Source organism: Corynebacterium sp. HMSC074C05, assembly GCF_001838325.1.
In the GTDB taxonomy this organism is placed as follows: domain Bacteria; phylum Actinomycetota; class Actinomycetes; order Mycobacteriales; family Mycobacteriaceae; genus Corynebacterium; species Corynebacterium amycolatum.
This window is the reverse complement of record NZ_KV836284.1, coordinates 98,034-123,447: the sequence shown is the minus strand read 5'-3', so window position 1 is coordinate 123,447 and position 25,414 is coordinate 98,034. Positions and strand designations below refer to the sequence as shown.

The following is a 25,414-nucleotide window of genomic DNA, read 5'->3' as shown; positions in this document are numbered from 1 at the left end:
CTTTTGACCGGCCGAAACTGGCCTTTATGCGGTTTTGCTACCGCACCTAACTAAAGTCTACCAAGAATGATTGACATTTTTTGAGAAAACGTAACGCAATACCGCTATAATACGAACATGTAAAGATGTGCTTCTGCACAAGTTACACATAATTCCGCAGTTCAGGCTCTCAGCACCGATGCCCAAGGAGAAGCTCAGGATGTCTAACAAGCTCACGATTCCGTACCGCATGCGCTGGTGGGGCTGGGGTGTTGACGGCAACGACAAGCCAATCACCGCAGCCAGCGAGAAGCTACTGCAGCGCGAAATCGGTATGTCGCTGGACGCAAACAACCCGCCGCGCAATATCGCCGATGTCATTATCCCCGATAGTCGCCTCAGCAACGAGGATATCGAGGCCCTGGGGGCTATTATCGGCGCGGATGCCGTCGCCACCGACCATGACACCCGTGTCAAGCACGCGGTCGGCCGCTCCTACCCCGACCTGGTTCGCCTTCGCGCAGCCAAGCTCGATGTCGCCCCAGATGCTGTTGTACTACCGAAAACTGAAAAGCATATCGAGAACCTGTTCAAGGTCTGCGCTGAGCGCAAGATTGCAGTCGTCCCCTTCGGCGGCGGCACCTCGGTCGTCGGCGGCGTGGAGGCTATTGACGGTGGCATGGGTAAGGCCATCGCAGTGTCCATGACCGCCTTTAACAAGATCATCGACATTGACAAGGTCGCCGGCACCGTCACCGTTGAGACCGGCGTTTTCGGCCCCGACTTGGAAAAGGAACTGTCCAAGGCCGGCTTCACCGCTGGTCACTTCCCGCAGTCCTTCGAGTACTCCACTGTCGGCGGTTGGGTTTCCTGCCGCTCTGCAGGCCAGGAATCCTCTGGTTACGGTCGCATCGACCGCAATGTGATTGGCATGCGCGTCGTCACGCCAGCCGGCACCATGGAGTTCCGCGACATGCCGTCGTCGGCATCCGGCCCAAACCCGCGTGAGCTTTTCCTGGGGTCGGAGGGCACCCTGGGCATCATCACGCATGTGACGATTGCCCTAAATCAGCGTCCGCAAAAGGAGATGCTCTTCGACACCTACTTCTTCAACTCCTTTGAGGAAGCCGCCGAGGAGCTGCGCAAGTTGGAGCAGAGCGGAAATATCCCGCACCTAGCGCGCATCTCCGACGAGAAGGAAACGCTGTTTGGCCTCACTCAGCTGGGCTCCGCCAGCATGTCCGAGAAGGTCACAAAGTACCTGAAGCTGCGTGGCATCGATACCCCGTGCATGGTGATTTTTGGCTTCGCCCAGACTGATCCGGTCGGCGCCCGCGTCACCCGTGAGCGCCTGGCCGGTCGCCTGCTGACCAAGAAGTGCGTCCGCATGGGCTCCATTCCGGGCATGGCTTGGGTTAACCACCGCTTCTCCTCGCCGTACCTGCGCGATGTCATGATGACCCGCCGCGTCGGTGTCGACACCCTGGAGACCGCCACCACCTGGGATAACGCCGCTACACTGCGCCGCGAAATCGCCTCCGCAATGGAAGCCGCTGGCGAGAAGCACGGCACCCCGGTGTACGTCTTCTGCCACATCTCGCACATGTACGAATCCGGCTGCTCGCTGTACTTCACGTACTTCTTCCGCGAGACCGAGGGCGAGATTCTCCAGCAGTGGATGGACATCAAGTCCGCGGCATCAGAGGCCATGATGAAATTCGGCGGCACCATCACGCACCACCACGGCATTGGCCAGGATCACAGCCCGCAGTACTACGAGGAGAACACCGAATTGTTCGCCAAGGTCATGCGCGCAATTAAGGACGAACTCGACCCCGCTGGCATCCTCAACCCGGGCAAGTTGGCTACCGGCCCGCGCTCCTTGGAAGAGCGTTACGACGGCAACATGATCTAACCCTGTCGCCGCCAGCTTCGGCCCAACCGCTATTTGCTGCTGACCACGGCAAAACCCGGCCTGTCTAGCCGCCAGCCTCGGTTAGCGAGCTAGACTGACCAGTTCACTGGCGTAGATTTCTGGCGACGTTGGGCCGTCATAAATAAACAGTGAAACGTAATCGTCAAGGGTAAAAGATTCGAGTGCTGCGGTCATTGTCGCTGTCGCTTCTTCCTAGAATTCCAAGCGAGAATGCTCGGATGGTGGGATGGGTCGGCTCAATCGGTGCGATTTCGTCCGTGCGACCGCAAACAGCGTGGCGTTTTACATGCCTAAGCGCGTCTTTTTAGTTACGACCTGTCTGGGGCGGCACGGACTGGAGACAGCAGCAACACATCTGCAGCGATGGTGCAGTAGCGGCGAAAGCTCGGTTCATGGACTCAGAGCGGTTGGACGCTGGGTGCATAGCCATCGAGGTGTCTCCTTCCTTGTAATCCCCGGGAAATGATTCGCAACTAAGAAAGATTTCTTGAATCAATATCCGTGCCGGTCGTTGATAATGAACAACTTAGTCTATTTCTAATTGCCTTGCAATGGGTTACGCCCCGAAATAGTTCACGCTCACTACGCACTCCACAACTTCATCACGTACGCCAGATCGTTTCATCACTATTACCGTCTTCGGGAAAGTCGAGGAAGAAAGACTATGACTGCCACGCACGCTCCTCAGCGCGATCGCTCAGCTGCGGTTTTGAACAAGGCTCGTCGGCAAGCGGACTTGAATCGTCTGCGCGAAGAAACCGCTAAGGGCAACATCCCAGATCTGCTGGTCATCGGCGCCGGTATCACTGGTGTCGGCATCGCTTTAGATGCAGCATCGAGGGGTTTGAATACCGTTCTCGTCGAATCGAAGGATCTAGCTTTCGGTACCTCTCGTTGGTCGTCGAAGCTCGCCCACGGCAGCCTGCGCTACCTTGCCAGCGGCAATGTCGGTATCGCTCGCCGCTCAGCTATTGAACGTGGTGCGCTGCTCGACGTCACCGCTCCGCACCTGGTGCATAACCTGCCGCAGGTCGTACCGGTGATGGATAAGTTTGCACCGCTGACCCGAATTTTGCCACGGTTAGGCTTTTTGGCCGGTGACTTTTTGCGCATTATCGCTGGTACCGCCGCCACTACCCTGCCGCTGTCCCGCACTGTCGGTTCCCGCCGAGTCAGCCAGCTTTCGCCGACCGTACGTAAGCGCGAGGTGAGATTCGGCTACGTCAACTACGACGGTCAGCTGCGTGACGACGCACGCTTGGTCACCGCTATCGCTCGAACTGCCGCTAGCTACGGTGCAACTATTCTGACCCGAGTGCGCTGCGAGACTGCCTCTGGCACGAGCGCCACACTAGTCGACGAGCTCACTGGCGATCCCTTCGAGCTGCCGGCTCACGCAGTGGTCAATGCCACTGGTGTGTGGGCAGCCGAACTGGCGACGAACATCAAGATTCGTCCATCTCGCGGCACACACCTGGTTCTCGACGCCGCGAAGCTAGGCAACCCTAGCGGCTCTCTCACGGTACCGGTGCCCGGTCACACCAACCGTTTCTGTTTTGTCCTGCCCGCAGAGCACAACCGCGTCTACATCGGCCTGACAGATGAGGATGCACCGGGCCCGATCCCGGATGTTCCGGAAGTACCGGAGGATGACATCGTTTTTCTGCTCGATGTCATCAACCAAGCACTTGAGGTTCCGCTCACTCGCGACGATGTCATCGGCGCTTTCGCCGGCCTGCGTCCGCTCATCGACGCCGGCGAGGCGCACACCGCTGACCTCTCCCGCGAACACGCCTTGTTGGAGGCCCCGAACGGCCTGATTTCCATTACTGGTGGCAAGCTCACCGAGTACCGTCTTATGGCTGAGCAAACCGTGGACAAGGTCGAAGAGAAGCTCGGTGTTTCGCTTGCCCCGTGCTCCACCCGCACGATCCCTGTGCTGGGCTCCGAGCCGGAGGAGCTCGACCGCGCTCGCACCGCTGCCGCTGCAGGCCGTATCCCGATGCCGCTGTTTAATCGCTACGGTGCCGAATCCTCCGAGGTCATCGAATCCTGTCCGCTCGATCGACCGCTCGCCCCGGTAGCGGAGGGTCTCGATGTCACCCGCGCCGAGTTCGCCTGGCATGTGACGCACGAGGGAGCTCTCAGTGTCGACGATATTCTCGATCGCCGCACACGTCTGGGGCTGGTCAAGGCTGATCGCGAAGCTGCCCTGCCAGCTGCTGAGGAGGCGCTGAGGCTGGCCTAGCGCTAGTCATTGCTGTGGCTGCTTCTGATGTGGCCGTAGCTACTGGATAAAACGGGGAGTCTTCGGACTTCCCGTTTTTTCTGTATACACGGAAACTATGAGTGTAAATAACGCTGTCACATTCCCCTCCCTCGATAAACTCCGCTCCCGCGGGACAGTCAAATGGACCGCATATCCCCCGGACGTGCTGCCACTGTGGGTCGCCGAATCCGATGTCACAACCTGCCCTGCGGTCAGCGCCGCAATCGACGAGGCGTGTCAGCGCGAACAGTTCGGATACCTCTCGCACGACATCACCGCGCTTACGACCGCAACCGCGGACTTTTCCGAAGCACGCTACGGATGGCGCCCGAACCCCGACAATATCTTTGCAGTCGCCGACGTCGTCCGCGGTGTCACGCTCGCGGTTGAACGCTTCACCCGCCCCGATTCCGCAATTGTCGTCCCCACTCCCGCTTATATGCCGTTCTTCCAGGTAGGTCCCGCGCTGGGACGTGAGACAGTGTGCATTCCCACGCTTGCCGACGGCCCGGATCTCGGCGCCCTCGAACGCGCCTTCGCCGACGGTGCCGGTTGCCTGATCTTGTGTAACCCGAATAATCCTCTCGGCTTTACCTACTCCCCCGAAAAACTTCGTGAGATTACTGATTTAGCCGCTCGCTTTGGTGCGCGCGTTATCTCAGACGAGATTCACGGCCCAGTTGTTCTAGATGGCACTCACACTCCAACCGCGTCGGTGTCGGATACCGCGGCGGCCGTGACTATCACGGTGACTGCTACCTCGAAGGGCTGGAATACCGCCGGCCTCAAGTGTGCGCAGATCATCTTTAACGACGAAGATGCCAAAACCTGGCTGGAGCTGCCCTTCATTGTTCGCGAAGGCGCTTCTATTCTTGGTGTCGCCGCGGCCACCGCCGCCTACAGCGATGGCGTGCCCTGGCTGGACAATTTTGTCGATGTCCTGCGCACCAACCGTGAGACTCTGCGAACACGTTTGTCCACTATTGCGCCGCAGGCTCGCTTTACCCCACCGCAAGCATCATTTTTGGCGTGGTTGGACTTGGGTGACGTGCCTGGTGTTGTCAGTGAGGACCCAGCTGCGTGGCTGGTTGAAAACGCCAAAATAGCACTCAACCCCGGCTTCGCATTCGGCGAAGGCGGGGCTGGGCATGTGCGGCTTAACTTTGCGACCTCCCCGGAAATCCTCGGTGAGGCCCTGGACCGTCTTGACGCGGCCCTGCGCTTGTAGTTGACGTTTTAGTTGGTGACAGTGACGCTGCCGTCGGCGTTGACAACAACGTTGGCGGCCAGAGCGCGAGCCAGGTTCATGCGAACGTGCTGGCCCTCACCGTCAGTGCGATCGAGCGGGTAGCCGGATGGGATTGCGGTCTGAGCGAGGACGGAGCTGCGCTGTTCCTCAGTCAGCTGCGGGAAGCGGGTCTCCAGCAAACCTGCGTACCGCTTCGGAACAACAACTGGCTCGTTAGCCGGGCCAACCTGCTTGAAGTCGTAGGTCATGCGTTCGGTGTACTGCTGAACGGCAGCTGCGGTGCTCATGTACGGAGTGTCCTTGGCAACGCAGTTGGCGATGGTGTCGCCACAGCGGTACTCGAGCTCCGTACGCAGCTCATCCATGGCTTCTTCGATGAGTGGGCGGAACTCTGGGTCTGCCCAACGATCAGCTGCGGCCTGGTTGCCCATCATGCGGCCGCCCATAACGTCCAGCGGGTAGTGGACGCCCATGACAAGGCGAGAATGACCAGCCTCGGACGCACGCGCCTGAATCTGCGGTGCAACCTCCGGCAGCATCATGGCCAGCATGGTTGAAGTCCATGCAGCCTTGTTGGTGTGGCCCGACGGGTAGGACGGGGTGGTCGAGTACGGGTCGTCCTGACCTTCGCGGTAGTAGCGCTCGATGCGCTCCGGCGCCACCACAAACGGGCGATCGTAGCCGTAGACGTACTTCTCGAAGAAGGTCGAGCTGACCAGACCGCCGCCGCGAGCAAGGTTGCCGGACAGCAGGGCCTTTACCTTCGGCAGGCGATCCTCGTCATAGGCATCACGGAAGTGCTGGCCCAGGTTTGCACCGAAAGCAGTGGAAATATTGGCCAGTGGGTCCAGGTAGTCGTCATCAAGAGCGAGTTCCTGTGCCTGCGGGTCATTCTTGGCAGCGTTGTTAATGCGGACGACCGTTTCGAGGTTCTGGTCCATAACCTCTGGGTGGTTCTTCTCCAGCTCCACGAAAGGATGCACAACGTAGAAGTAGAACCAGTTATCGGTGGCGGCATCCGACGGGTACGCGCGTGCAATCTGGTCCGGGCGATACGAGGTTGGCTTCGGCGCATTCGGGTCGGTGTTTTCACCGGAAGATGACGGCAGCGAGATGGAATCCGGGACCTCGAAGCCACCGCCGGGGAGCTTGATTCCCTCTGGAGCTGCCACATTAGCTGGAAGATCAGAAACAGAGTCCAGGCGGTTGCCGTGCTCGGCCAACGGGTTGACCGGAGCTGCCACGGCCGTTGCCGGTGTAAGCCCCATTACAACTGCCACTGCTGCGGTAGCAGCGCCGACGCGAGTACGTGTTGCAGTGCGCTTGTGCGGCTTCAAAGAAGACACTGAAGCATTCCTTTCCAGATTGCTGCGTGGGAGGCACCAGTTGTGAAGTGCTCTATAAGCCAAGGTCTGACAAAATCTTCACTTATGTTAAGCGCACTGTGAGGTTTCGGCGCGTTGAAAAGAAACAAGTTTTCAAAATGCTAGCGCCGATCGTGGGAGCTTTCCCCCTCAGACTCCGGGTTTTCACTGATAAATGCATAAAAGAAACCGGTTGGCGGGAGAAACGCCCGTCAACCGGTAAGAACTCAATACTCGCCCCAAACGGGGCTAAAAGCGTGGACTACTTGGAGTAGTCGTAGAAGCCACGGCCGGACTTGCGGCCGAAGTGACCCGCCTCAACCATGCGCTTGAGCAGTGGAGGTGCCGCGTAAGTCGGCTCCTTGTACTCATCGAACATGGCATCGGCAATGAACTTGATGGTGTCCAGACCAACCATGTCGGCCAGAGTCAGCGGACCCATCGGGTGCGCACAGCCATTGACCATTCCGGCATCGATGTCTTCTGCAGTAGCAATGCCGTCCTGCAGCATGCGAATAGCGCCGAGGATGTACGGAACGAGTAGGGCGTTGACGATGAAGCCCGAGCGGTCCTTCGCACGAATGACAGTCTTGCCCAGCGCCTCGGAAGCGTACTCGTACGCGCGCTCCGATTGAACATCACCCGTAGTCAGGGTAACGACATGCTCTACCAGCGGCAGAACCGGAACCGGGTTGAAGAAGTGCAGACCCATGACGCGCTCCGGGCGCTTAGTGGCTGCAGCAATGGACTGAATCGGCAGCGAGGAGGTGTTGGAAGCCAAGATGGCATCGTCCGACTCAACAATCTCATCGAGCTGCGAGAAGACGCTGGCCTTTACTTCCGGGTTTTCCACGATGGCCTCGATGACCAGCTCACGGTCAGCGAAGTCTTCCAGCTTGGTGGTGAAGCTGATACGGCCCATAATCTCATCACGTGCGGACTGCTCCAGCTTGCCACGGGAAACGGCCTTATCCAGCGACTTTTCAATACGGGCGCGGCCGGACTCGAGAAACTCCTCTTTGGCCTCCCAGACCTTGACATCACTGCCGGCCTTCGCACAGACCTCAATGATGCCGGAGCCCATCTGACCGGCGCCGACGATGCCTACTCGCGAGATGCTATTTGCCATTGGCGTATTTTCCTACCTTCTACTCTGGGTTATTAGTCAGCATTGTGCTTCATCCGAGTGCGCATTCGCTTGACGACGATCACAGCGCACTGGCTTTATTTACACGCTACTCACTTCCCCGGTTCCCCGGGCACGCTTTGCAGGACTTTTTACTTGAATTTCCCCCACGAGGTTTGGGCAGCGGCTAGTACTGCATACGTTTTTCCAGCGCCTGCTGAATATCTTCCAGCTGCTGCTGAGAAGAGCGTGCCAATTCTTGCAGGTCGTTTCCGCCATGCTTTTCCAGTTCTTCCCACTGGCCGAGCATCTTATCGAGGCTGCCTTCCATCAACGTCAGATAAGCCATATCTGCGTGTGGCCCCTCCTCGTTTTCGAGGCGAGTCATGGTGGCGGTGTCGAGCTTGGTCTCAGACGGATCGACATCGACGCCGAGAGTCTTGACTAGCTGCGATTCCTCTTCAGCAAAGATTGGCTCCGCCTGCTGCGCAATCTTTCGGGTCTCTTCCGAGACCGTTTCCTTCGCAATTAGCGTTTGCGATGCTTTCTTCAGCGCCGCAGTATCCGCCGCCAGCTGAGCCAAGTTATCCCGAATAGCGGCGGTGGAGGCAACAGCACTCGGCGCCTGGCTTGACTGATGTTGGCTGCCCTCCAAAGCTGCCTCATCGCTGTCCCCACAGGCACTGAGTCCAACGACGAGCGCAGAGGCCAGCACCGCAGAGCCAATACGCAGGCCGCGTCCAATCAGAGAATAGGTGTCGCTGCTGGAAGCGGCTGCGCCATCGCGAATGGTGTCTGAGGACATTAGTCGACCTGCAGCTCGCCCATGCGATCCCAGTCCTGCTTATCTGGCAGTACCTGCGAGACAATCTTCGGGGTCTCAGCGAGCAGCGGCTTCATCGCCTCAAGGCCCTTGGCGAAGTGCTCGGAATTGACGTGGGCTTCACCAGCGTCATCATCGAATGCCTCGACGAGAATGTACTGGTTGGGGTCTTCTACGCTGCGGGACCATTCAAACCACTTGTTGCCAGCCTCTGCGCGGGTGGCAGCGGTGAACTCAGCGACGTGGTCCATCCATTCGTCGGCAAACTCCGGCTTAACTTGGTAATTCACAACGATGAAAATCATGTCGCCCACTGTATGCGCGTCCAAGCAGAATTGCACCCTTCGACGAATAGAGTTTCGCTGAGAATTTTTCTTACGCTGACCTCAGGTGACAGTTATATTGGTTTGTATGATGAACACTCCGCTCATTCTCACGTACCAAGATAAGACCCCACGCATTCATTCCAGCGCCTGGATTGCGCCCGGCGCGGTCATTATCGGTGATGTCGAAATCGGTGCGGATAGCTCCGTGTTCTACGGTTCTGTTCTCCGAGGTGACGTCGCACCGATCCGCATTGGCCAGCGCACCAATATTCAGGACAACTCCACAGTCCATGTCGACCGGGGCGTGCCCACGATTCTCGGCGATGATGTCACCGTCGGACACATGGCCTTGGTCCACGGCACCACGGTTGAAGATGGTTGCCTCATCGGTATGAAGTCCACCCTGCTTTCGCGTTCCCGTATCGGCGCTGGCAGCCTCATTGCCGCAGGTGCCGTGGTGTTGGAAGATCAGGTTATCGACCCCAGGTCGCTGGCTGCAGGTGTTCCCGCCAAGGTGCGTCGTCAACTCTCGGCTGAGGAAGCAGAGGGCTTCATCGCCCATGCAGGGCGCTACGTGGAAACAGCGTCCAACCACCGCCACCTCCGCGAGGTCGACCTGGATATGGTGACTTTTAACTAGACCACAGTCGCGCCCGCCGCGGCCAATTCCGCTAGTGCAGCCTTGCCGCGCTCCGGGTCCACCGCCGCGACCTGATTGCTCAAAACGCGGACGGAAAAGCCCTCCTTGAGACCATCCAGCACAGTGGCGCGGACGCAGTGGTCAGTCGCAACACCCACCACATCGATTTCTTCGATGTCAGAGGCGCGGAGAGCGTCGGCAAGCGAAACGCCAGCCTCCGTTGTTCCCTCAAAACCGGAGTAAGCGGCGGCGTACTCCCCTTTCGTAACATCGATGCGCACAGCAGCGGGGTTGAGCTGCTCAAAAAACGCGATGGCGCGCTGCATGCCGGGGTGAATTTCCGCACCCGGGGTACCTTCGACACAGTGTTTCGGCCAGGTATCGACGTAATCCGGGGTTTCAGAGAAGTGAGTGCCTGGGTCGATGTGATTGTCACGGGTGGTCGCAAGAACCGAGTACTTGTTCGCTGTGCCCGCGACATGCAGATATGTAGCGGTGTACGCTGCCTCAGCACCGTCGACGGCAAGTGCGCCGCCGGCGGAAAAATCATTTTGAGCGTCGACGATTACCAGTGCCATGCGGGGACGCGCCGGGCGCTGCTGTTCCTCGGAGTGGGCGTCGTTGCTGGTGTCTGCCCCGGTGTCCGCGTTATCGGCGTTGTCCGCGTTGACCTGTCGGTAGATTTCGGAGAAGGAAGCGTTCATGGCCTATATCTTGCCACGTGCTCACATTCAGAGGAGCACGCCAACTATCGATAGGACATCGACGCCCTACCGACAACAAAGAGTCAATCCGGGAAAGCGGTTAAAATTGCTCCGGTAATTCTTTGATACGACGACGACTCCTGGTCGCGTCCTCCAATGCGGGAGGTTTTTATGGCAGGCGGACTTGTCGCGCTGCTTGACGACGTTGCCACGATTGCACGGGCTGCAGCGGCAACAACAGACGATATTGCGGCTGCGGCCGGCAAGGCTAGCGCTAAAGCCGCCGGTGTTGTGGTTGACGACGCTGCGGTGACGCCTAAATTCGTCGAGGGTGTCTCACCGAAACGCGAGCTGCCGATTATTTGGCGTATCGCCAAGGGCTCCTTGGTCAATAAAATTGTCATTATTCTGCCGATTGCGCTGCTGCTCAGTCAGTTTCTGCCTTGGGCGCTGACGCCGATTTTGATGCTCGGTGGCTCATACCTGTGCTTTGAGGGCATGGAAAAGGTCTGGGAGAAGATTAAGCACCGGATCTCTCCCGATCAGACTGAGCAGGAACGGATGGAGGCGGCGACCAACCGCACACCGAAGAATGAAGATTCGCTGGTGAAGTCTGCAATTTTCACCGACTTAATTCTCTCTGCGGAAATCATGGTGATTTCTCTCAATGAGGTCGCTGATCAGCCGCTGCTCAACCGCGCGCTGATTCTTATCGTGGTGGCACTCATCATCACGCTTGCGGTCTACGGCGTGGTGGGCTTCTTGGTCAAGATTGATGACATTGGCCTGCACCTGCAGTCCAAGGAGTCAGCCGGTATCAGCAAGTTTGGTGCGGCGCTGGTCAAAGCCATGCCAATCGTTCTGAACACGATCGGCATTATCGGCACGTTTGCCATGTTGTGGGTCGGTGGCCACATCATGGTGGTCGGTCTCGACGAGCTGGGCTGGCACCTCCCCTACCAGCTGGTCCACAACCTTGAGCAGCTGTTTACCGGTGGCTTCCTCGGCTGGTTGGCCAACACCACCGGCTCACTGATTTTCGGCACTATCTGGGGTGCAATCATTGTGGCGATTGTCGCCGTGCTGCCATTCGGCCACGGCAAGCACGACAAGTCTGACCAGGAAAATGCAGCGAAGGCCTCTGCCTAGGAAAGCTGACGCTTAGGAGTAGGTGACCTCACCGTCGACGTAGACCCAACGCCGCGCACGACGAACAAAACGGGAACGCTCGTGCATCGTGCCGACACCGTCATGGTCATGAAAGGCCGCTTCAAATTCCACGATGCCTTCGCGGTCGTCCTCGCCACCATCGACAGTGTTGATGATGGTGAGTCCTTCCCATTCGACACCGTCATCGACATTGATAACTTCCGGGCGGTAGCGCGGATGCCACGTCCGCCAGATGTAATCCGCCTCGTGGGCAGCGTAAGCGCTGTACCTCGCTGCCATCAGCTCAGCTGCCGTCAAAGCCTCCCGCTCACCGCGGTGCAGCGGGCCACAGCACTGCCCGTAGAGTCCCCCACCACACGGGCACAAATCGGAATCAGTAACGCGGGCGCGAGCGAAAAATGCGTTCCCGCTTCCTGCTCTAGCACCGTTTCCTGCTCCCAATCCGGCCTCCGTTACAGCACTGTTTTCTCTTAACTGCCGACCCATAGTCGCCAGCCCCTCCCCAATCTCACACGTGGTACTAAACACGTCCTAACAACGTCTTTACATACCTACCAATTGGCCGGCAGCGCCGCTAGTCGGTTTAGCCCCGAGAGGCTTGACGACGGCTAACGCGTCGCCCTCGGCATTCCTTCCGCAAAGCCCGCAGCGGATTGAATTCCCACCACTGCCCGCTCAGCGAACTGCTCGATGGTGGCCGAACCCGCGTATGTAAACGAAGAACGTACACCCGAGATAATGCGATCGATCTGGTCCTCCACACCTTCGCGGCCGGGCTCCAGGTAGATTTTCGCAGTCGAGATGCCCTCTTCGAACATCTCACGCCGGGCCTTCTCAAAGGCCTCTACCTGCGCATTTCGGCTCTCCACCGCACGGTGTGAAGCCATGCCAAAGGACTCCTTGAACATGCGCCCGTCGACGTCCTTCTGGACATCTCCTGGGGACTCGAAAGTGCCGGCAAACCACGAGCCAATCATCACGTTGGACGCACCCGCAGCCAACGCAAGCGCAACATCGCGAGGATCCTTCACTCCACCGTCAGCCCAGATATGCACGCCGCATTCACGAGCAGCTGCAGCGCATTCGAGCACGGCGGAGAACTGTGGACGCCCAACACCGGTCTGCATTCGGGTTGTGCACATCGCACCCGGACCGACGCCGACCTTAATAATGTCGGCTCCCGCCTCCGCTAGATCGCGAACACCATCGGCGGTCACGACATTGCCAGCGGCAATTGGCACAGGCGGGTTGAGCGCGCGGACTCGTCGTAAAGCACCGAGCATCGATTCCTGATGACCGTGCGCGGTATCGACAACGAGCACGTCGGCGCCTGCATCGAGCAGTGTCTTCGCGCGCCCTTCAACATCACCGTTGATGCCGAGCGCCGCACCGACGCGCAGCTTTCCCTCAGCATCAACAGCGGGCTTGTAAAGCGTCGCACGCAGCGCGCCCTTACGCGTGAGAATACCCACCAGCGCACCATCGGCGTCCACCACCGGAGCGAGCTTGCGCCCGGATGCAGTGAGCTGGTCGAAGGCGTCACGGGGCTCAATATCGGCCGGAAGCGTAAATAGCGAAGTGGACATGAGCGTCCCCACCTGCGCAAAGTTGTCAACGCCCGCAAGATCACGGCCGGTGATCAGACCAACCGGTTTGTTGTCTTCCACCACCACTGCCGCACCGTGCGCGCGCTTCGGCAGAAGATGGCGCGCATACCCCGCGGTGTGGTGAGGCTTGACGACGATCGGGGTGTCGAAAACCAGCCCAGCGGACTTGACCTTGCGAATAGTCTCAGCGGCAATATCAGCTGGAACGTCCTGCGGCAGGATGGCAATTCCGCCTCGGCGGGCGGTGGTTTCGGCCATCCGGCGCCCGGAGATGGCCGTCATATTGGACACCACAATCGGAATGGTTGTGCCGGTGCCATCATTAGTGGACAAATCGACACCCATGCGAGAGCCGACGGATGACTTCGACGGCACCATGAACACATCGCTGTAGGTCAGCTCGTAGGGCACGGACTGATTGTTGAGGAATTTCACATACCCCAGGATATGCTGATTTTTCCGGCGCGCACGGTGAGAGTGCACAGAGGTGAGCATCAGTGGCCGGCCTTGCCTGGTGTAGGTTCGAACGGGACTCCACTGACTCAACTGGGATTACCTTTCCCAGGAAAGATGCTTAGCAAACTCTGATGAAAACGCCGATCAAAGATTACCTTTCCGAAATCGTCGAATCCGTCCGCCCCGATGAGTCTGGCGAGGTGGCGGACTATATTCCCACCCTTGCTGAAGCTAATCCCGACCGCCTGGCACTAGCTATGACCACGGTGTCAGGCCGCACCTACACCGCGGGCGATACCGATACTGAATTCACGATTCAGTCGATGTCCAAGCCCTTCGCTTATGCCGCAGCCATCACTGAGCACGGCAAAGACAAAATCGACAGTATTGTGGGCACCGAGCCTTCCGGTGAGGCCTTCAACGAATTGTCGTTGGAGCAAGGCACGCACCGACCAAAGAATCCGATGATTAACGTCGGCGCACTGGCGATCAACCAGTTCGTATGCCAGCCAGGTGCCAACTGGAAGACTCGCACCAAGCACATGGTGGAGCTTCTCTCAACTTTGGCTGGCCGCAAGCTCCGCGTTGACTACGACGCCTATGAAAGCGAAATGGACTCCGCGCATCGAAACATGTCCATCGCGCATATGCTGGCAGCTTACGGTTTTATCGAAACCACGCCCCACGATGCTGTCCGCGGCTACACCGCACAGTGCTCCGTGCTGGTCAACACCCACGATGTCGCCATGATGACCGCAGTGTTGGCCAACGGCGGCGTTAACCCGGTTACCAACCAGACTGTGCTCGGCCGCTCGGTTGTTCGCCGAGTCTTGTCCGTGATGGCTATTGCCGGCATGTACGACGAGGCCGGTGAATGGTTTACCGAAGTCGGAATTCCCGCCAAGAGCGGTGTCGCCGGCGGCTTGCTGGGCGCGCTGCCTGGACAGGCGGGTCTCGCAGCCTTTTCGCCGCGATTGAACGACCACGGCAACAGCGTCCGCAGCATTGCCATCTTCCGGAAGCTCTCCGAAGATTTGGGTCTTCATCTCATGGATGCCGATGCGATTGGTTCGCGTGCGCTGCGCGGTACGCGCGTCAGCAATGGCCGCTCGATCATCGAGATTCAGGGGCCAGTCAACTTCACTGCGGCCGAGATTGTTCTCAACAGGTTGGCGACTTCCACACCGTCGGAAAGCGAAGTTGTCTTCGACGTCAGCCGCGTTGGCGTTGTCAACCCGGTGGGGCGCACGTTGATTCTGGAAGCGATGCGACGTCTGAGCCACGAGGGCAAGGAGATCTTGTTCTACGACCCGGAGGGCGTACTGCCGAACCCAGATATGGGCGAGGGGCTACTGCCGGTCATTCTCCAGGATGCGCCGTAAACTACGCTAACCGAAATCTAATATGGATGGCGTTCGGGTAGTCTTGAACGATCGTAACGCCCGAAAGACAGCAGCGCGATAGCAACCGGAGGGATATAAATGCAGGTCAGCGATGTAGCATTAGTCTTCGAGGGCGGAGGGACTCGCAATAGTTACACGGCACCTTTCGTCGAACGGCTACTTCGCGAGGACATCGATGTCGGTTGGGTCGGCGGGGTAAGCGCCGGTGCCTCTCACGTAGTCAATTACCTTTCCCAGGATATCCAGCGCTCTATAAATAGCTTCACTGACTTCATTGCACAGCCGGCCAGCAGCGGCTGGCGCCCAATGTTGCGCGGGCGCGGCTATTTCGATGCCGAGTACATCTATGAAGACGCGGGGCTTCCCGACGGCGCCATGCCCCTGGATTACGAGACTTTTAAGAACAATCCAACTCCCTATCGGATTTCTGCTGTCCGAGCGGATACGGGCGAGACCATCAACTGGGGGCCGGACGATATCCCAGATCTACCCACGCTGATGAAGTACACTCGCGCCAGTTCGACGATTCCGGGCGTCATGCGTATGCCCTATATTGATGGCGTTCCCTTCGTCGACGGTGCACTGGGATCATCAGGCGGTATCCCAATCGATGCCGCAGAAGCCGACGGCTTTAAGAAGTTCCTCATCGTTCTGACCCGTCCGAAGGGATTCCGCCGCACCACCCCTAAGCGCCCACAGCTGCTGCGACAGATTTTCCGCAGTAACCCGGTGGTGGCTGAGCTACTTATCACCAGGCACGAGCGCTACAACGCCTCTCTCGATTGGGCTGCTGAGCTTGAACGAAAAGGCCAAGCATATGTTTTCTACGCCAATAATATGAGCATCACAAAGGCGGAGCGGAAGCGGTCGAAGCTGATACACAACTACAAGCTCGGCCGGGCGCAAGCCGATGCCGAATGGCCAGCAATTCGAGAGTTCATGGGCTTGTAGCTTCCGCCACCTTTAGGAAGCTTTTCGTTCATTCCTCTTTACTGCGTACGTAACCTTGTGTTAACCTTTGCGTAGCGAACAACCTCGTTAGGTAAGGCTCCTATATCTACATAGGCCGCTGCCCTGCACTTTATCGAGAGTTTCGAAAGACTCCCGAGGCAAGGGTCCATCTCAAGTGGCCACCTTTAGTTACGGCATTACATTGCCAACACTCATAGGCGAAGGAGCTATAATTTTTCAATCAACAGAAGTTCCCTCCTAGCAAAGGAGCTGGGATACCTGGAAAAGGATCCACAATGACACAGACACAGAACACCATCGCCAACTTCTTCAAGCCGAAGTCTTCAATCAGCCCGTACAGCCTCCTGCCCGACACCGTAAGCATGCACATGACGGATTCTTACATTGCGCTGCCGGAGGACATCACTGTCGGTGAGGCACTGAGCACCTACGCAGCTGAATTTGCTGGTCTCGATGACGATACCTGTGTCTTCCTCGTCGACGATGAAGGCTACCTGACCAGCGATATTACACTGAAGGAACTCCGCGAATACGCCGACCGCGGTGCCTACATGAACACCGTCGGCGCTCCTGTGAAGGTCTTCGTCAAGCCCGAGGATCCAGCTGCTATCAGGGCTCGCCAGCTTATCGACGGGCGTCGCAGCGAGCTGCCCGTCGTCAGCAGCGGCAAGCTGGTAGGGGTTCTTACCGACCGCATCTCTGAGCGTATTCTTGGCAGGACTAAGGCAGCTAAGAAGGCAAAGAAGTCTAAGGGATTCTTCTCACCGATTACCGCGTTTTTCGGTGCCGCCAATAACTAGAGCGACTAACTTGGGTAGGCAACCCGAGTAACTCAATAGGCCAGCTAGCGTTTGTTAGCTGGCCTATTGTTGTTACCACACTGTTCTATCCCCAAAAGATGAGAGTCGACAGGAGGCAAATCGTGGCACGAGACTGGATTCGGGTAGCCCTGGGCATGTTCGCTGTTGCATTTGGCGCCAACCTCTTTGCCCCACTCCTGCCCGCGTATCGAATAACCGATGCTCTCAACCAGTCCCAGGTCACCTTTCTCTTCGCCATCTACGTCGCAGGGCTCATCCCCGCACTACTCATCTGCGGCCCACTTTCCGACCGACTCGGCCGTCGCGCCATCATCCGGCCCGCACTCATAACCTCTGCCGCCGGCTCCGTCGTCCTACTCACCGGCGTCTGGTTCCACTTCCCATCACTGCTGATAGGACGCCTTGTCGTCGGCATTTCGATGGGTATGGTAATGGCCGCCGGCGCCTCGTGGATTAAAGAGATTGCGCCCGTCGCACCTCAAATTTCCGCTCGGCGCGCAACCGTTGCGCTCTCCGCCGGGTTCTCCCTCGGCCCCCTGGCTTCCGGGTTGGTCGCGGAGTTTGCTCCCCGCCCTGATGTCATCCCCTATCTTGTTCATCTCGCACTGCTGCTTGGCATCACACCACTGACATGGAACGCTTCCGGCGGACTGCCAACCTCAGCGCACAGCGACACCCCGCAACGGTTCTTCTCCTCTGCCACCCTAAGCCCGAGATTCCTGTGGGCAGTCGCCGCTTGGGCACCGTGGGTCTTCGGTGCCGCGTGCACATCGTTCGTCGTCCTTCCGACAATCGCCGAATCCAGCTACCCCATTGCCTTTGCCGGACTCATCGCCTGCATCACGATGGGCACCGGCGTTCTGGTGCAACCACTGGTCACTCGAATCAGTTCCAGCAGCTTTATCCCGCCAGCTATTTTCGGTCTTGGCTTAACGACGGTCGGAATGTTGCTCAGCCTCATCGTCGCACTCACCCAGAACGTGTGGAGCGTTTTCCCCGCCGCTCTGACCCTCGGTGCCGCATATGGCGTAATGATGGTCTCCGGTCTCCGCGAAGTGCAAATTATCGCACCGCCAGCCGAGTTGGGTGCTGCCACCGCTATCTACTATTCGCTGACCTATGTTGGTTTCTTCGCTCCTTTTGTTATTTCTTTCGCAGCGCCGAAATTCGGGTTTGTGCCCGTTTTCGTCTTCGGTGCGATCATTGCAATGGTCTCCATGTATCCCGTGGCAAAGGTTGCGCAGTCTGCGGTGAGGTCCGACGGAGCGTCGTAAAGCAGACGCGACTGAAATTCTTGTTTTGGGGAAGCGAGCTGAGACGAGCTCTTGTATTCTTTCTTTCACAAAAGCTTGGCTCCGGCCCAGGGCTCCTGGGCGGGTTGCATAGGTTGTTGAAATTCAGCTCGATGGAATGAGGAATCATGAAGCAGCGCAGCTCTGGAATGTGGGAGAAGTTTGCGACAACTGTAGTGGCGGGTCTGGCAAGCGCCGCGTTGCTCACAGCATGTGGCTCGGGGGAAGAAAGCAGCAATGCCGGTGGTGAGGCAGGCAAAGAGTCGACCAGCAAGATGACGAAAGCAGATGGGTCAGCTCCTGCTGCAGCCGAAGATCAGCTCCTACTCACAAATGAAGTTCAAGGGGCGGACTTCTCCGGAAACAAGATCACCGGGTTCAAAGATGCCATGGAGATGTTTTCGGAAGATTCCATGAAGTTTGAACCGGCCGAATGCGCCACTTTCACCAACTCAACTGAGGAATTGGAGAATGCTGCCGGCGCTTACACGGACATTAAGGAAGAGAACGTCACTGTCAGCGTCTCGATATTGAAGAATCCTGAGGCGTACCAGAAGTACGAGGACAGCCTCGAAAAGTGCTCCGACGTGACGGCTACGATGGATGCTTCCGACATTCTGAAAGACTCCATGGAAGGTCAGGAGATTTCTCCTGAGATGCAGGACATGTTTAATGACATGGACATGACGACCACAATGAAACTGCACCGAGAAAAGTGGGAGCCAAATCTTTCCGTCAAGCCAGCTGAGTTCACTGCACACGAGACCAGTGCGAACATCAACGCCGGTGGCACGGATACTACGGCCACCAGCTACGACATTGTCGGGATCGTCAATGGCGTAATGGTAATGGTGTCCGCCGCCCCGACTCCGGATGTACCAACTGGCAACATGGAAAACACGACGGATCCCATGCAGATTCCAGAGGCAACTCCGGAGTCTAAGGAAGCGGCAAAGAAGCGTGCCTTGGAGGTCTTCGATGCCCAGGCAAAGAAGATTATGGATGCTGCTTAGTTTTTCTTCTTAGCCTACTGTTTTCTGAAACCACAGTTTTTGCGAAATAGCGGGACGCAATCGCTGAGGAGCATCAGCACACAAGTACCGGAGTCCCCCTAGAACTCCGTCAATTCCTGCACTTTGGGACTCCAGAACGCAGCTCGTGGCGCGTTGAGAGTTTTAAAGTGCGGGTTCGTTATTTCGTCAAGTGCGCGCACGTAGTCCGGCACAATATCCCGTGGAATTCTCAGGCCCATGGTCAGGTGCGGAATCCAGCGGGAGCCGCGGCCGTCAGGGTTGAGACGACTGATTGCGCGAGCAGCCTCTTCCAGCTCATCGCTTGTTTCTAATAACCATGCGACAGTCTGTTTACTCTTTGTGCCGAACACTACCGTTCCTACCCTGCGAAACTCTGCTGGCATAAGCGGAGGGAGAATTTCGGCTGCTCGTTGGATTACCACTGGGCGCATGGTCGGCGCGAACGTGACCGTGATGTGCGGCTTCTGATTCTGCTGCGGTAAGCCACTCTCTGCGAGTTGCGCAAAGATTTCTCTTACTTGCGTCTCTTGCTCAGGCAGAAGGTACATCAGGATGTTATCGGGTGACACCATGTGATGTTTACTCCTCCCCTATTGCTGTCGGTCGACCCACTTGAAGCACTGACGAAGGGCGCCATTACTAGAGCTCTTCATCTAAGGCACTCAGAACCTTGCACTCCAGAGCATAGCGTAAGGATTTTCCACAATTTATAACCTACCTATAGGAATTTCTAGCCTCTTATTATTTCTCCTGGTAAAAACACCTTTTTATTGGGATAATGGGGATGGGCAGGCTACCTGAAAGCTCTCTAGACCATCTTCAAAGACAGTGTGGAGTGACGGCCAATTCTCCACGCTGCACAAATACCGACACGGCTGGAAAGGTAAGTAAAGACATGGCACGGAAACCTAAAAAGACTACGCCCCCGAAGAATCAAAAGCTGGTGAAGAGCAAGGCAAGCTTCAGTCGCGACGAGCTCGCTGATTTGCTGGAGACGCTGGCGGCTCGCATCCGCGCCGGGGAAATGACTCTCGGCACTGGCAAGTCCGCGGTGACGATGACCATGCCAACATCGTTTAATACCACGATGGAAGTTGTCGATTCCCGAAAGCGCGCTGGCATTGAGCGCGAGCTGGAGCTGGAAATTGACTGGATGGTCGACGAGGCTGGCGAGCCCGTCGAAAAGCCAGGACCAGCATCTGGCTTCGCAATCTCCTAGCAGGCTTGTTGCTGTCCGGTTTGTTCCGCGCAGCGCAGTAACCTGCATCGAAGGCGGCGTTCCACTGCTTGTACTGGTCGCCGAAACGGACAACAACCATGTCCGCCTTCTCAATCAGAGTACGGGTGCGAATGGAGTTGACCTTCGAGGACTGGTGATCATGCCAGAATCCCGCAGGCGCCTCCCCCAGGTGGTCACACACGGGCCGAGTGTTTCTCGGGTTGTAACGCCGTCTATGCACGCTTCGAGTTAATGGGATCAGGCTTTTGACAGCAGCGACATCGGCCCAGCGGCCAGGGTGATGCTGCCCAATCTGCCGCACAATGAACTCCTGCACGCCGAGGAGCGCCCGTCGCCGAAACAACTCATTACCGCTCGTCATTTCCGCAGGTCACAGTAAACAGACCTGAGTCGTTTTGGTCGATTTTGCGTCCTTTGGCCGTCATTTACCGCTGCGACACTGGCCGACAAGCGAGCCGTCGTCAAGCAACACCCAATTACACCCGTCAGGCACCCACGCCTCCCCACATCGCATGAGGTGACGCTAACCTAATTCAGGAAAATTCGCGACGAAGGGAACGCGCATGGCCAAGGGCAAGAAAGGCGACAAGGGCAAGAAGAAGGACGCCGCCAAAGCCGCGAAAAAGGCTGCGGCAACGACCTCGCTACGTCTGCCCGAATACTCGAAGGCCGAGGCCAAAGCCGCGAAAAAGCTCGCCGGCAAGGACCCCTTCAAACTGGCTGCGATGACACCGAAGAAGAAGTGCTGCAAATCCGGCATCCGCTGCCTGCGCTGCCCCGTGGTGCTACACAAGCTCAATCGCGAGATCAAAAACGGCGAAGTCGACCATGCCGCCCTGCTGCTCGTCACTGCGAAAGCCCGGATCCGGTAGCCGGCCCTCGCCCCCAGCCCGCCGTCAGGCCCGACCCATGAGCAGTGGTGTCGCGCTCTGTATGACACTGGTACCGGTTCTCCTGGGCTACCTGCTCTTCGGACACCGGCTCACGCACGTCACTCCAAGCACCGCGACAACGCTCCAGCGAACTCCCGCCAGGTCAGGAAGTTTTATTCCCCCGACATGAGGCCTCGGCCAGAACCGGGAATGTGACCGTCGGAGGATGGCACCTTGTGTATCCTTTGAGTGTCATTGAGCCCTGAAGGAGCAAGAAAGTAGTATGACCCGCCCCTCCTCCGCCGCCTCTACGGTGGGCATCCGGTCCCGTGCCCTGCGTTTCGCACCGCGCCGCTCGGACTGGTCCCGCGCGACAATCGGGCGCGACCTCTCGGCAGGCCTCATGGTGGCCCTCGTCGCCCTCCCCCTCGCACTCGGCTTCGGCGTTGCGTCCGGTGTCGGCGCGGCGGCCGGAATTACGACGGCCATCGTCGCGGGTATCCTGGCCGCAGTCTTCGGCGGTAGCAATGTCCAGGTAAGCGGCCCGACCGGCGCAATGACCGTCGTGTTAATCCCCATCGTGGCCAACCATGGTGCCGATGGGGTGCTCGTCGTCGGCGTGCTGGCGGGGCTCATGCTGCTCTTGCTGGCGTTCACCGGCGCTGGCCGCGCGATGAAGTACATGCCGTTACCTGTCGTCGAAGGTTTCACCGCCGGTATTGCGTTAATCATCGGCCTCCAACAGCTGCCCGCAGCACTCGGCGTTGACGTGGACGGCGAGAAAGTCCTCGGGTTGGCGTGGGGCTCGATCAAAGCTTGGTTAGATGCTCCGGCATGGCAGGCGCCGGTGATGACCATTGCGGTGGCGGCTGGAATCGTGCTTGCTGCGCGCGTTCGTAGCGGCTTCCCCGCGGCGCTGGTGTTGGTAGCTGCCGCGACGGCCATCAACATGCTGGCAGACAGCGGCCTGAAGACAATCGGGTACATCCCGTCGACGTTGCCTGCCCCGCGCTGGCCACAGATCCCGTGGGAGCACCTGGATTCGCTTCTGTTGGCAGCAGTCGCCGTCGCAGCTCTCGGCGCGTTGGAATCGTTACTATCTGCGACGGTTGCCGACGCAATGACTGTTGGCGACCGGCACGATCCCGACCGCGAGCTCTTCGGACAGGGCGTGGCCAACGTCGTCGCGCCCCTGTTCGGCGGGATTCCCGCGACCGCCGCGATCGCCCGAACTGCCGTCAATGTGCGGGCAGGCGCAGGCACACGCCTGGCAGCGGTGTTCCATTCGCTGCTCCTGCTCGTCGCCGTACTCGTCGCGGCTCGGTGGGTGGGCGAGATTCCTCTCGCCGCGCTCGCCGGCGTGCTCATCGCCACTGCGATTCAGATGATCCACCCGCGGAACCTCCGCTCGGTGATACGCGCCACCAAGGGCGACGGGGCGACCCTGCTCATCACGGCTGCCGCCACCGTCGTGTTCGATCTTGTCGTCGCCGTGCTCATCGGCCTCGTTATGGCGGGCTTCTTCGCACTGCGCGATACCGCCCGCACGGCGGTATTAGAGGCCGCCCCGCTAGACGAGGGAGACCACCGCGACAAGGAGCGTGAGCTTCTCGACGAGCACATCGCCGCCTTCCGTATGGAAGGCCCCCTCTTCTTTGGTGCAGCGCACGATTTCCTCCTCGAGCTCGCTGATGTCTCGTCGGTCAAGGTTGTCGTGCTCCGCATGCGCTACGTTACGACGATCGACGCCACCGGCGCCCAGATGCTCGCCGACACGATTGGGCGCCTCGAACGCCGCGGTACCAGGGTCTTGCTCGCAGCCACGAAGCCCGAACATATTCCGGTGTTGCGCGAACTCGGCGTATTCGACCAGCTTGCGCACGAGAATCACGTCTTCGACAACACTCTCGACGCCATCGCCCACGCCCGACTGCATGCCTCGCGCATTCAGCATGAAGAGTCTGATGGCGCACCCGCGGCATCGCAGAGTCAATAGCTTGGCTGAGCCAGACAATGGTCACTCCGTCGCAGTCGACCCTGCAATCGTGGGTCCACATCCCCATCGCGCGACGCTTGAAAAACCTTTACACGTTGCACTTAAACTCCACGACGTGTCGTTGCAAAGTCACCTTCTCATTCGTGAAGCCGATGTGAGTGTAATCGCTTGGCGCGTAGCATTGGTGACATGCGCATTTTCACCGTGGGCCACTCCAACCTCGAGTTCGAGGACTTCGCTGAAATGATCAAGGCGGCCGGTGTGGCATCCATCGTGGATGTGCGCAAGCTGCCCGGGTCCAGGAAGTACCCGTGGTTCAACGGCGACCACCTTGCCGAACACCTTCCCACATGTGGCATCACTTACAGCAGAAGCGAGGGCCTAACCGGACGGCGCAACGTGTCCCACTCGGTGCCGTTTGAGGTTAACGGCAACTGGCGTAACCGCAGTTTCCACAATTACGCCGACCATGCGCTGGGCGAGGAGTTCTCCGACGCGATCTCGCAGCTACGGGCGAACGCAGCCGAAACTCCCACCGCGATCATGTGCTCCGAGGCGGTGTGGTGGCGCTGCCACCGGCGTATCATCGCCGACCACCTCATCGCCCACGGTGACGAGGTTGGCCACATTATGGGCCTGGGTGCAGCCGGGGCGAAGGTGAGCGAGGCAACGCTCAACGACGGCGCAGTCATCGGCAACGATCTCCTCGTGCGCTACCCCGAGCGGGGCTAGCGCATACACCAGAGCCCAGGGGGCTGCATCCTCCTCGGCCTGACCTACGCTTTGTATTCATGGAGCGCCCGCCACCTTATGAGCAGCAGTATCGGAGGCGCACCAGCGGATAGCACGCTCAAACGAGCTTTAGGTTAGGAAATCTGAACCGCTCAATCTAAGAAGACCACCGGGGACTCCGGTAGCGCCCCAAAGCGCCGAATCGAAAAATCGATCTACCGTCTTGCCACGGACCTAGACGTCGAGCTTAAAGTCCACGGTATCTCGTTGCAAAGTTACTTTCTCGTTAGCACCATGAAAAGGAGTGGTATCCAATGAAAGCGTTCGGATTCTTAAGCTTCGGGCATTACGCCTTCGGTGGCCAGCGCGGGCCATCTGCGGAAAAGATCGCCAAGACTCGTCTGGAGATCACCCAGGCTGCGGACGAAATCGGCGTGAACAACGCGTCCTTCCGAGTCCACCACTTCGTGCCGCAGGCCTCCGCCCCGATGCCGCTGCTGGGTGCTGTCGCGGCCACCACCAAACACATCGAGATGGGCACCGGTGTCATCGACATGCGCTATGAAAACCCGCTCTACCTCGCCGAAGAGGCCGCGTCGCTGTACCAAATTTCCGGTGGCCGCGTGGCCCTGGGCGTCTCGCGCGGCGCCCCAGAGGTGGCTGACCGCGGCTGGGAGGCCTTCGGCTACAAGGGTAAAGCGCCCAACGGCGCGGACGTGGCGCGAGCCCACCTCGAGGCGTTCATGGCTGCAGTGGACGGCAACGGATTCGCCACCGCCGCACCGCTAGACCGGCAGTACCCCAACATGTTCCAACCCGGCTCCGCCCTGCCGGTCTTCCCCATGGTGCCCGAGCTGCGTAAGCACATTTTCTACGGCTCCGGCACCCACGCTTCTGCCGAGCAAACCGCCAAGGACGGGCTCAACCTGATGTCCTCCACCCTGGTCTCCGAGACCACCGCCGAGATTCTGGGCGAAATCCAGGCGGATCAGATCAGCCGCTACCGCGCCGCGTGGAAGAAGGCGGGCCACGATTGGACGCCGCGTGTGTCGGTGTCCCGCTCCGTCTTCCCCATCGTCGACGGCGCGGACATGCAGTTGTTCGGCATGCAGGCCTCCGGCTCCGATCAGGTGGGCATGCTTCCCGACGTCGGCGCCTCCACCTTCGGCCGCACCTACGCCGCCGAGCCGGACAAACTCATTGAGCAACTCAAAGCCGACGCCGCCGTCATGTCCGCCGACACCCTGCTCATCACCATCCCCACTGGGATGGGCGTCGACGTCAACGTGAAGATCTTGGACAACTTCGCCACGCATGTCGCCCCCGCGTTGGGTTGGCAGCCGAATCACGAAGGCCCAGTTACCGGCTATCCCATCGACTAATTCCTCCAGTTCGCAAGCTCT

General features: G+C 58.6%; 23 protein-coding genes and 1 pseudogene. 15 read left to right on the top strand and 9 right to left on the bottom strand.

Annotated elements, in window-relative coordinates:
* Window positions 1–199: 199 nt before the first annotated feature.
* From HMPREF3042_RS03195 to HMPREF3042_RS03185, 3 genes are all read left to right on the top strand, one after another.
* Window positions 200–1,894 carry an FAD-binding oxidoreductase gene (locus HMPREF3042_RS03195; protein ID WP_083327413.1) on the top strand — a complete coding sequence of 565 codons (1,695 nt, stop codon included), beginning with the start codon at window positions 200–202 and terminating at the stop codon, window positions 1,892–1,894.
* A 685-nt stretch (window positions 1,895–2,579) separates the two neighbouring features.
* Window positions 2,580–4,163: a glycerol-3-phosphate dehydrogenase/oxidase gene (locus tag HMPREF3042_RS03190; RefSeq protein WP_070856040.1), complete on the top strand. Its 1,584-nt coding sequence runs from the start codon at window positions 2,580–2,582 to the stop codon at window positions 4,161–4,163.
* Window positions 4,164–4,260: 97 nt separating this feature from the next.
* Window positions 4,261–5,412: a MalY/PatB family protein gene (locus tag HMPREF3042_RS03185; protein WP_070856039.1), complete on the top strand. Its 1,152-nt coding sequence runs from the start codon at window positions 4,261–4,263 to the stop codon at window positions 5,410–5,412.
* A gap of 8 nt (window positions 5,413–5,420) precedes the next feature.
* On the opposite strand, the gene HMPREF3042_RS03180 is transcribed toward HMPREF3042_RS03185, so the two are convergent.
* The 4 genes from HMPREF3042_RS03180 to HMPREF3042_RS03160 all read right to left on the bottom strand — a co-directional run bounded on the left by HMPREF3042_RS03180 (window position 5,421) and on the right by HMPREF3042_RS03160 (window position 9,051).
* Window positions 5,421–6,779, bottom strand: coding sequence for an acid phosphatase (locus HMPREF3042_RS03180; RefSeq protein ID WP_070856038.1), 1,359 nt, complete (start codon window positions 6,777–6,779; stop codon window positions 5,421–5,423).
* Between the two features lie 280 nt (window positions 6,780–7,059).
* A complete protein-coding gene (locus tag HMPREF3042_RS03170) occupies window positions 7,060–7,926 on the bottom strand; it encodes a 3-hydroxybutyryl-CoA dehydrogenase (RefSeq protein WP_070856037.1) in 867 nt (288 codons plus the stop codon).
* 184 nt (window positions 7,927–8,110) lie between these two features.
* Window positions 8,111–8,728: a hypothetical protein gene (locus HMPREF3042_RS03165; RefSeq protein ID WP_070856036.1), complete on the bottom strand. Its 618-nt coding sequence runs from the start codon at window positions 8,726–8,728 to the stop codon at window positions 8,111–8,113.
* A complete protein-coding gene (locus HMPREF3042_RS03160; protein ID WP_038629105.1) occupies window positions 8,728–9,051 on the bottom strand; it encodes a putative quinol monooxygenase in 324 nt (107 codons plus the stop codon). Before HMPREF3042_RS03160 ends, HMPREF3042_RS03165 begins: the two co-directional genes overlap by 1 nt.
* 109 nt (window positions 9,052–9,160) lie before the next feature.
* Between HMPREF3042_RS03160 and HMPREF3042_RS03155 the strand changes: the two genes are divergently transcribed.
* Window positions 9,161–9,712, top strand: coding sequence for a gamma carbonic anhydrase family protein (locus HMPREF3042_RS03155; protein WP_370547258.1), 552 nt, complete (start codon window positions 9,161–9,163; stop codon window positions 9,710–9,712).
* Here the strand turns inward: HMPREF3042_RS03155 and HMPREF3042_RS03150 are convergent.
* The gene (locus tag HMPREF3042_RS03150) at window positions 9,709–10,416 is read right to left on the bottom strand and encodes an isochorismatase family protein (RefSeq protein ID WP_070856035.1); all 708 of its coding nucleotides are present in this window, start codon (window positions 10,414–10,416) and stop codon (window positions 9,709–9,711) included. The two genes, HMPREF3042_RS03155 and HMPREF3042_RS03150, sit on opposite strands and share 4 nt — an antisense overlap.
* A gap of 171 nt (window positions 10,417–10,587) precedes the next feature.
* Here HMPREF3042_RS03150 and HMPREF3042_RS03145 point away from each other — a divergent pair, with 171 nt between their 5' ends.
* Window positions 10,588–11,565 (top strand): DUF808 domain-containing protein, encoded by a 978-nt coding sequence (locus HMPREF3042_RS03145; RefSeq protein WP_070856034.1) that lies wholly within the window; start codon window positions 10,588–10,590, stop codon window positions 11,563–11,565.
* A 12-nt stretch (window positions 11,566–11,577) separates the two neighbouring features.
* Here the strand turns inward: HMPREF3042_RS03145 and HMPREF3042_RS03140 are convergent, their stop codons facing one another.
* The gene (locus HMPREF3042_RS03140) at window positions 11,578–12,027 is read right to left on the bottom strand and encodes a YchJ family protein (protein ID WP_168168122.1); all 450 of its coding nucleotides are present in this window, start codon (window positions 12,025–12,027) and stop codon (window positions 11,578–11,580) included.
* 167 nt (window positions 12,028–12,194) lie between these two features.
* Window positions 12,195–13,628, bottom strand: coding sequence for a GuaB1 family IMP dehydrogenase-related protein (locus HMPREF3042_RS03135; protein WP_049170755.1), 1,434 nt, complete (start codon window positions 13,626–13,628; stop codon window positions 12,195–12,197).
* Window positions 13,629–13,780: 152 nt separating this feature from the next.
* On the opposite strand from HMPREF3042_RS03135, the gene HMPREF3042_RS03130 reads away from it, so the two are divergent.
* From HMPREF3042_RS03130 to HMPREF3042_RS03110, 5 genes are all read left to right on the top strand, one after another.
* The gene (locus tag HMPREF3042_RS03130) at window positions 13,781–15,031 is read left to right on the top strand and encodes a glutaminase (protein ID WP_049170675.1); all 1,251 of its coding nucleotides are present in this window, start codon (window positions 13,781–13,783) and stop codon (window positions 15,029–15,031) included.
* Between the two features lie 99 nt (window positions 15,032–15,130).
* Window positions 15,131–16,003 (top strand): patatin-like phospholipase family protein, encoded by an 873-nt coding sequence (locus HMPREF3042_RS03125; protein WP_070605722.1) that lies wholly within the window; start codon window positions 15,131–15,133, stop codon window positions 16,001–16,003.
* 296 nt (window positions 16,004–16,299) lie between these two features.
* On the top strand, window positions 16,300–16,824 hold the full coding sequence (locus tag HMPREF3042_RS03120) for a CBS domain-containing protein (protein ID WP_016423146.1): 525 nt from the start codon (window positions 16,300–16,302) through the stop codon (window positions 16,822–16,824).
* A 122-nt stretch (window positions 16,825–16,946) separates the two neighbouring features.
* Complete coding sequence (locus tag HMPREF3042_RS03115) at window positions 16,947–18,119, top strand: MFS transporter (protein ID WP_083296893.1); 1,173 nt, start codon at window positions 16,947–16,949, stop codon at window positions 18,117–18,119.
* A gap of 146 nt (window positions 18,120–18,265) precedes the next feature.
* Complete coding sequence (locus HMPREF3042_RS03110) at window positions 18,266–19,150, top strand: hypothetical protein (protein WP_070856033.1); 885 nt, start codon at window positions 18,266–18,268, stop codon at window positions 19,148–19,150.
* 98 nt (window positions 19,151–19,248) lie between these two features.
* Here the strand turns inward: HMPREF3042_RS03110 and HMPREF3042_RS03105 are convergent, their stop codons facing one another.
* The gene (locus tag HMPREF3042_RS03105; protein WP_070856032.1) at window positions 19,249–19,743 is read right to left on the bottom strand and encodes a 2'-5' RNA ligase family protein; all 495 of its coding nucleotides are present in this window, start codon (window positions 19,741–19,743) and stop codon (window positions 19,249–19,251) included.
* Window positions 19,744–20,066: 323 nt separating this feature from the next.
* On the opposite strand from HMPREF3042_RS03105, the gene HMPREF3042_RS03100 reads away from it, so the two are divergent.
* Window positions 20,067–20,390, top strand: a complete 324-nt coding sequence (locus HMPREF3042_RS03100) for an amphi-Trp domain-containing protein (protein ID WP_048732770.1) — start codon at window positions 20,067–20,069, stop codon at window positions 20,388–20,390.
* Window positions 20,391–20,406: 16 nt separating this feature from the next.
* Here the strand turns inward: HMPREF3042_RS03100 and HMPREF3042_RS10610 are convergent.
* Window positions 20,407–20,586 (bottom strand): annotated as a pseudogene (locus tag HMPREF3042_RS10610) (YtoQ family protein); the annotation flags it as partial.
* Window positions 20,587–20,974: 388 nt separating this feature from the next.
* Between HMPREF3042_RS10610 and HMPREF3042_RS03095 the strand changes: the two are divergent.
* From HMPREF3042_RS03095 to HMPREF3042_RS03080, 4 genes are all read left to right on the top strand, one after another.
* Window positions 20,975–21,283, top strand: a complete 309-nt coding sequence (locus HMPREF3042_RS03095) for a hypothetical protein (RefSeq protein WP_070851721.1) — start codon at window positions 20,975–20,977, stop codon at window positions 21,281–21,283.
* Window positions 21,284–21,566: 283 nt separating this feature from the next.
* The gene (locus tag HMPREF3042_RS03090) at window positions 21,567–23,279 is read left to right on the top strand and encodes a SulP family inorganic anion transporter (RefSeq protein ID WP_070851720.1); all 1,713 of its coding nucleotides are present in this window, start codon (window positions 21,567–21,569) and stop codon (window positions 23,277–23,279) included.
* 189 nt (window positions 23,280–23,468) lie between these two features.
* On the top strand, window positions 23,469–24,011 hold the full coding sequence (locus HMPREF3042_RS03085) for a DUF488 domain-containing protein (protein ID WP_042389435.1): 543 nt from the start codon (window positions 23,469–23,471) through the stop codon (window positions 24,009–24,011).
* 314 nt (window positions 24,012–24,325) lie between these two features.
* A complete protein-coding gene (locus tag HMPREF3042_RS03080) occupies window positions 24,326–25,393 on the top strand; it encodes an LLM class flavin-dependent oxidoreductase (protein WP_070856031.1) in 1,068 nt (355 codons plus the stop codon).
* Window positions 25,394–25,414 lie beyond the last annotated feature (21 nt).

What these genes read in the sequence shown, in the direction of transcription:
- HMPREF3042_RS03195 (WP_083327413.1), top strand. Translation starts at nt 200, where the DNA reads ATGTCTAACAAGCTCACGATTCCGTACCGCATGCGCTGGTGGGGCTGG.
- HMPREF3042_RS03190 (WP_070856040.1), top strand. Translation starts at nt 2,580, where the DNA reads ATGACTGCCACGCACGCTCCTCAGCGCGATCGCTCAGCTGCGGTTTTG.
- HMPREF3042_RS03185 (WP_070856039.1), top strand. Translation starts at nt 4,261, where the DNA reads ATGAGTGTAAATAACGCTGTCACATTCCCCTCCCTCGATAAACTCCGC.
- HMPREF3042_RS03170 (WP_070856037.1), bottom strand. Translation starts at nt 7,926, where the DNA reads ATGGCAAATAGCATCTCGCGAGTAGGCATCGTCGGCGCCGGTCAGATG.
- HMPREF3042_RS03165 (WP_070856036.1), bottom strand. Translation starts at nt 8,728, where the DNA reads ATGTCCTCAGACACCATTCGCGATGGCGCAGCCGCTTCCAGCAGCGAC.
- HMPREF3042_RS03160 (WP_038629105.1), bottom strand. Translation starts at nt 9,051, where the DNA reads ATGATTTTCATCGTTGTGAATTACCAAGTTAAGCCGGAGTTTGCCGAC.
- HMPREF3042_RS03155 (WP_370547258.1), top strand. Translation starts at nt 9,161, where the DNA reads ATGAACACTCCGCTCATTCTCACGTACCAAGATAAGACCCCACGCATT.
- HMPREF3042_RS03150 (WP_070856035.1), bottom strand. Translation starts at nt 10,416, where the DNA reads ATGAACGCTTCCTTCTCCGAAATCTACCGACAGGTCAACGCGGACAAC.
- HMPREF3042_RS03145 (WP_070856034.1), top strand. Translation starts at nt 10,588, where the DNA reads ATGGCAGGCGGACTTGTCGCGCTGCTTGACGACGTTGCCACGATTGCA.
- HMPREF3042_RS03130 (WP_049170675.1), top strand. Translation starts at nt 13,781, where the DNA reads ATGAAAACGCCGATCAAAGATTACCTTTCCGAAATCGTCGAATCCGTC.
- HMPREF3042_RS03125 (WP_070605722.1), top strand. Translation starts at nt 15,131, where the DNA reads ATGCAGGTCAGCGATGTAGCATTAGTCTTCGAGGGCGGAGGGACTCGC.
- HMPREF3042_RS03120 (WP_016423146.1), top strand. Translation starts at nt 16,300, where the DNA reads ATGACACAGACACAGAACACCATCGCCAACTTCTTCAAGCCGAAGTCT.
- HMPREF3042_RS03110 (WP_070856033.1), top strand. Translation starts at nt 18,266, where the DNA reads ATGAAGCAGCGCAGCTCTGGAATGTGGGAGAAGTTTGCGACAACTGTA.
- HMPREF3042_RS03105 (WP_070856032.1), bottom strand. Translation starts at nt 19,743, where the DNA reads ATGGTGTCACCCGATAACATCCTGATGTACCTTCTGCCTGAGCAAGAG.
- HMPREF3042_RS03100 (WP_048732770.1), top strand. Translation starts at nt 20,067, where the DNA reads ATGGCACGGAAACCTAAAAAGACTACGCCCCCGAAGAATCAAAAGCTG.
- HMPREF3042_RS03095 (WP_070851721.1), top strand. Translation starts at nt 20,975, where the DNA reads ATGGCCAAGGGCAAGAAAGGCGACAAGGGCAAGAAGAAGGACGCCGCC.
- HMPREF3042_RS03090 (WP_070851720.1), top strand. Translation starts at nt 21,567, where the DNA reads ATGACCCGCCCCTCCTCCGCCGCCTCTACGGTGGGCATCCGGTCCCGT.
- HMPREF3042_RS03085 (WP_042389435.1), top strand. Translation starts at nt 23,469, where the DNA reads ATGCGCATTTTCACCGTGGGCCACTCCAACCTCGAGTTCGAGGACTTC.
- HMPREF3042_RS03080 (WP_070856031.1), top strand. Translation starts at nt 24,326, where the DNA reads ATGAAAGCGTTCGGATTCTTAAGCTTCGGGCATTACGCCTTCGGTGGC.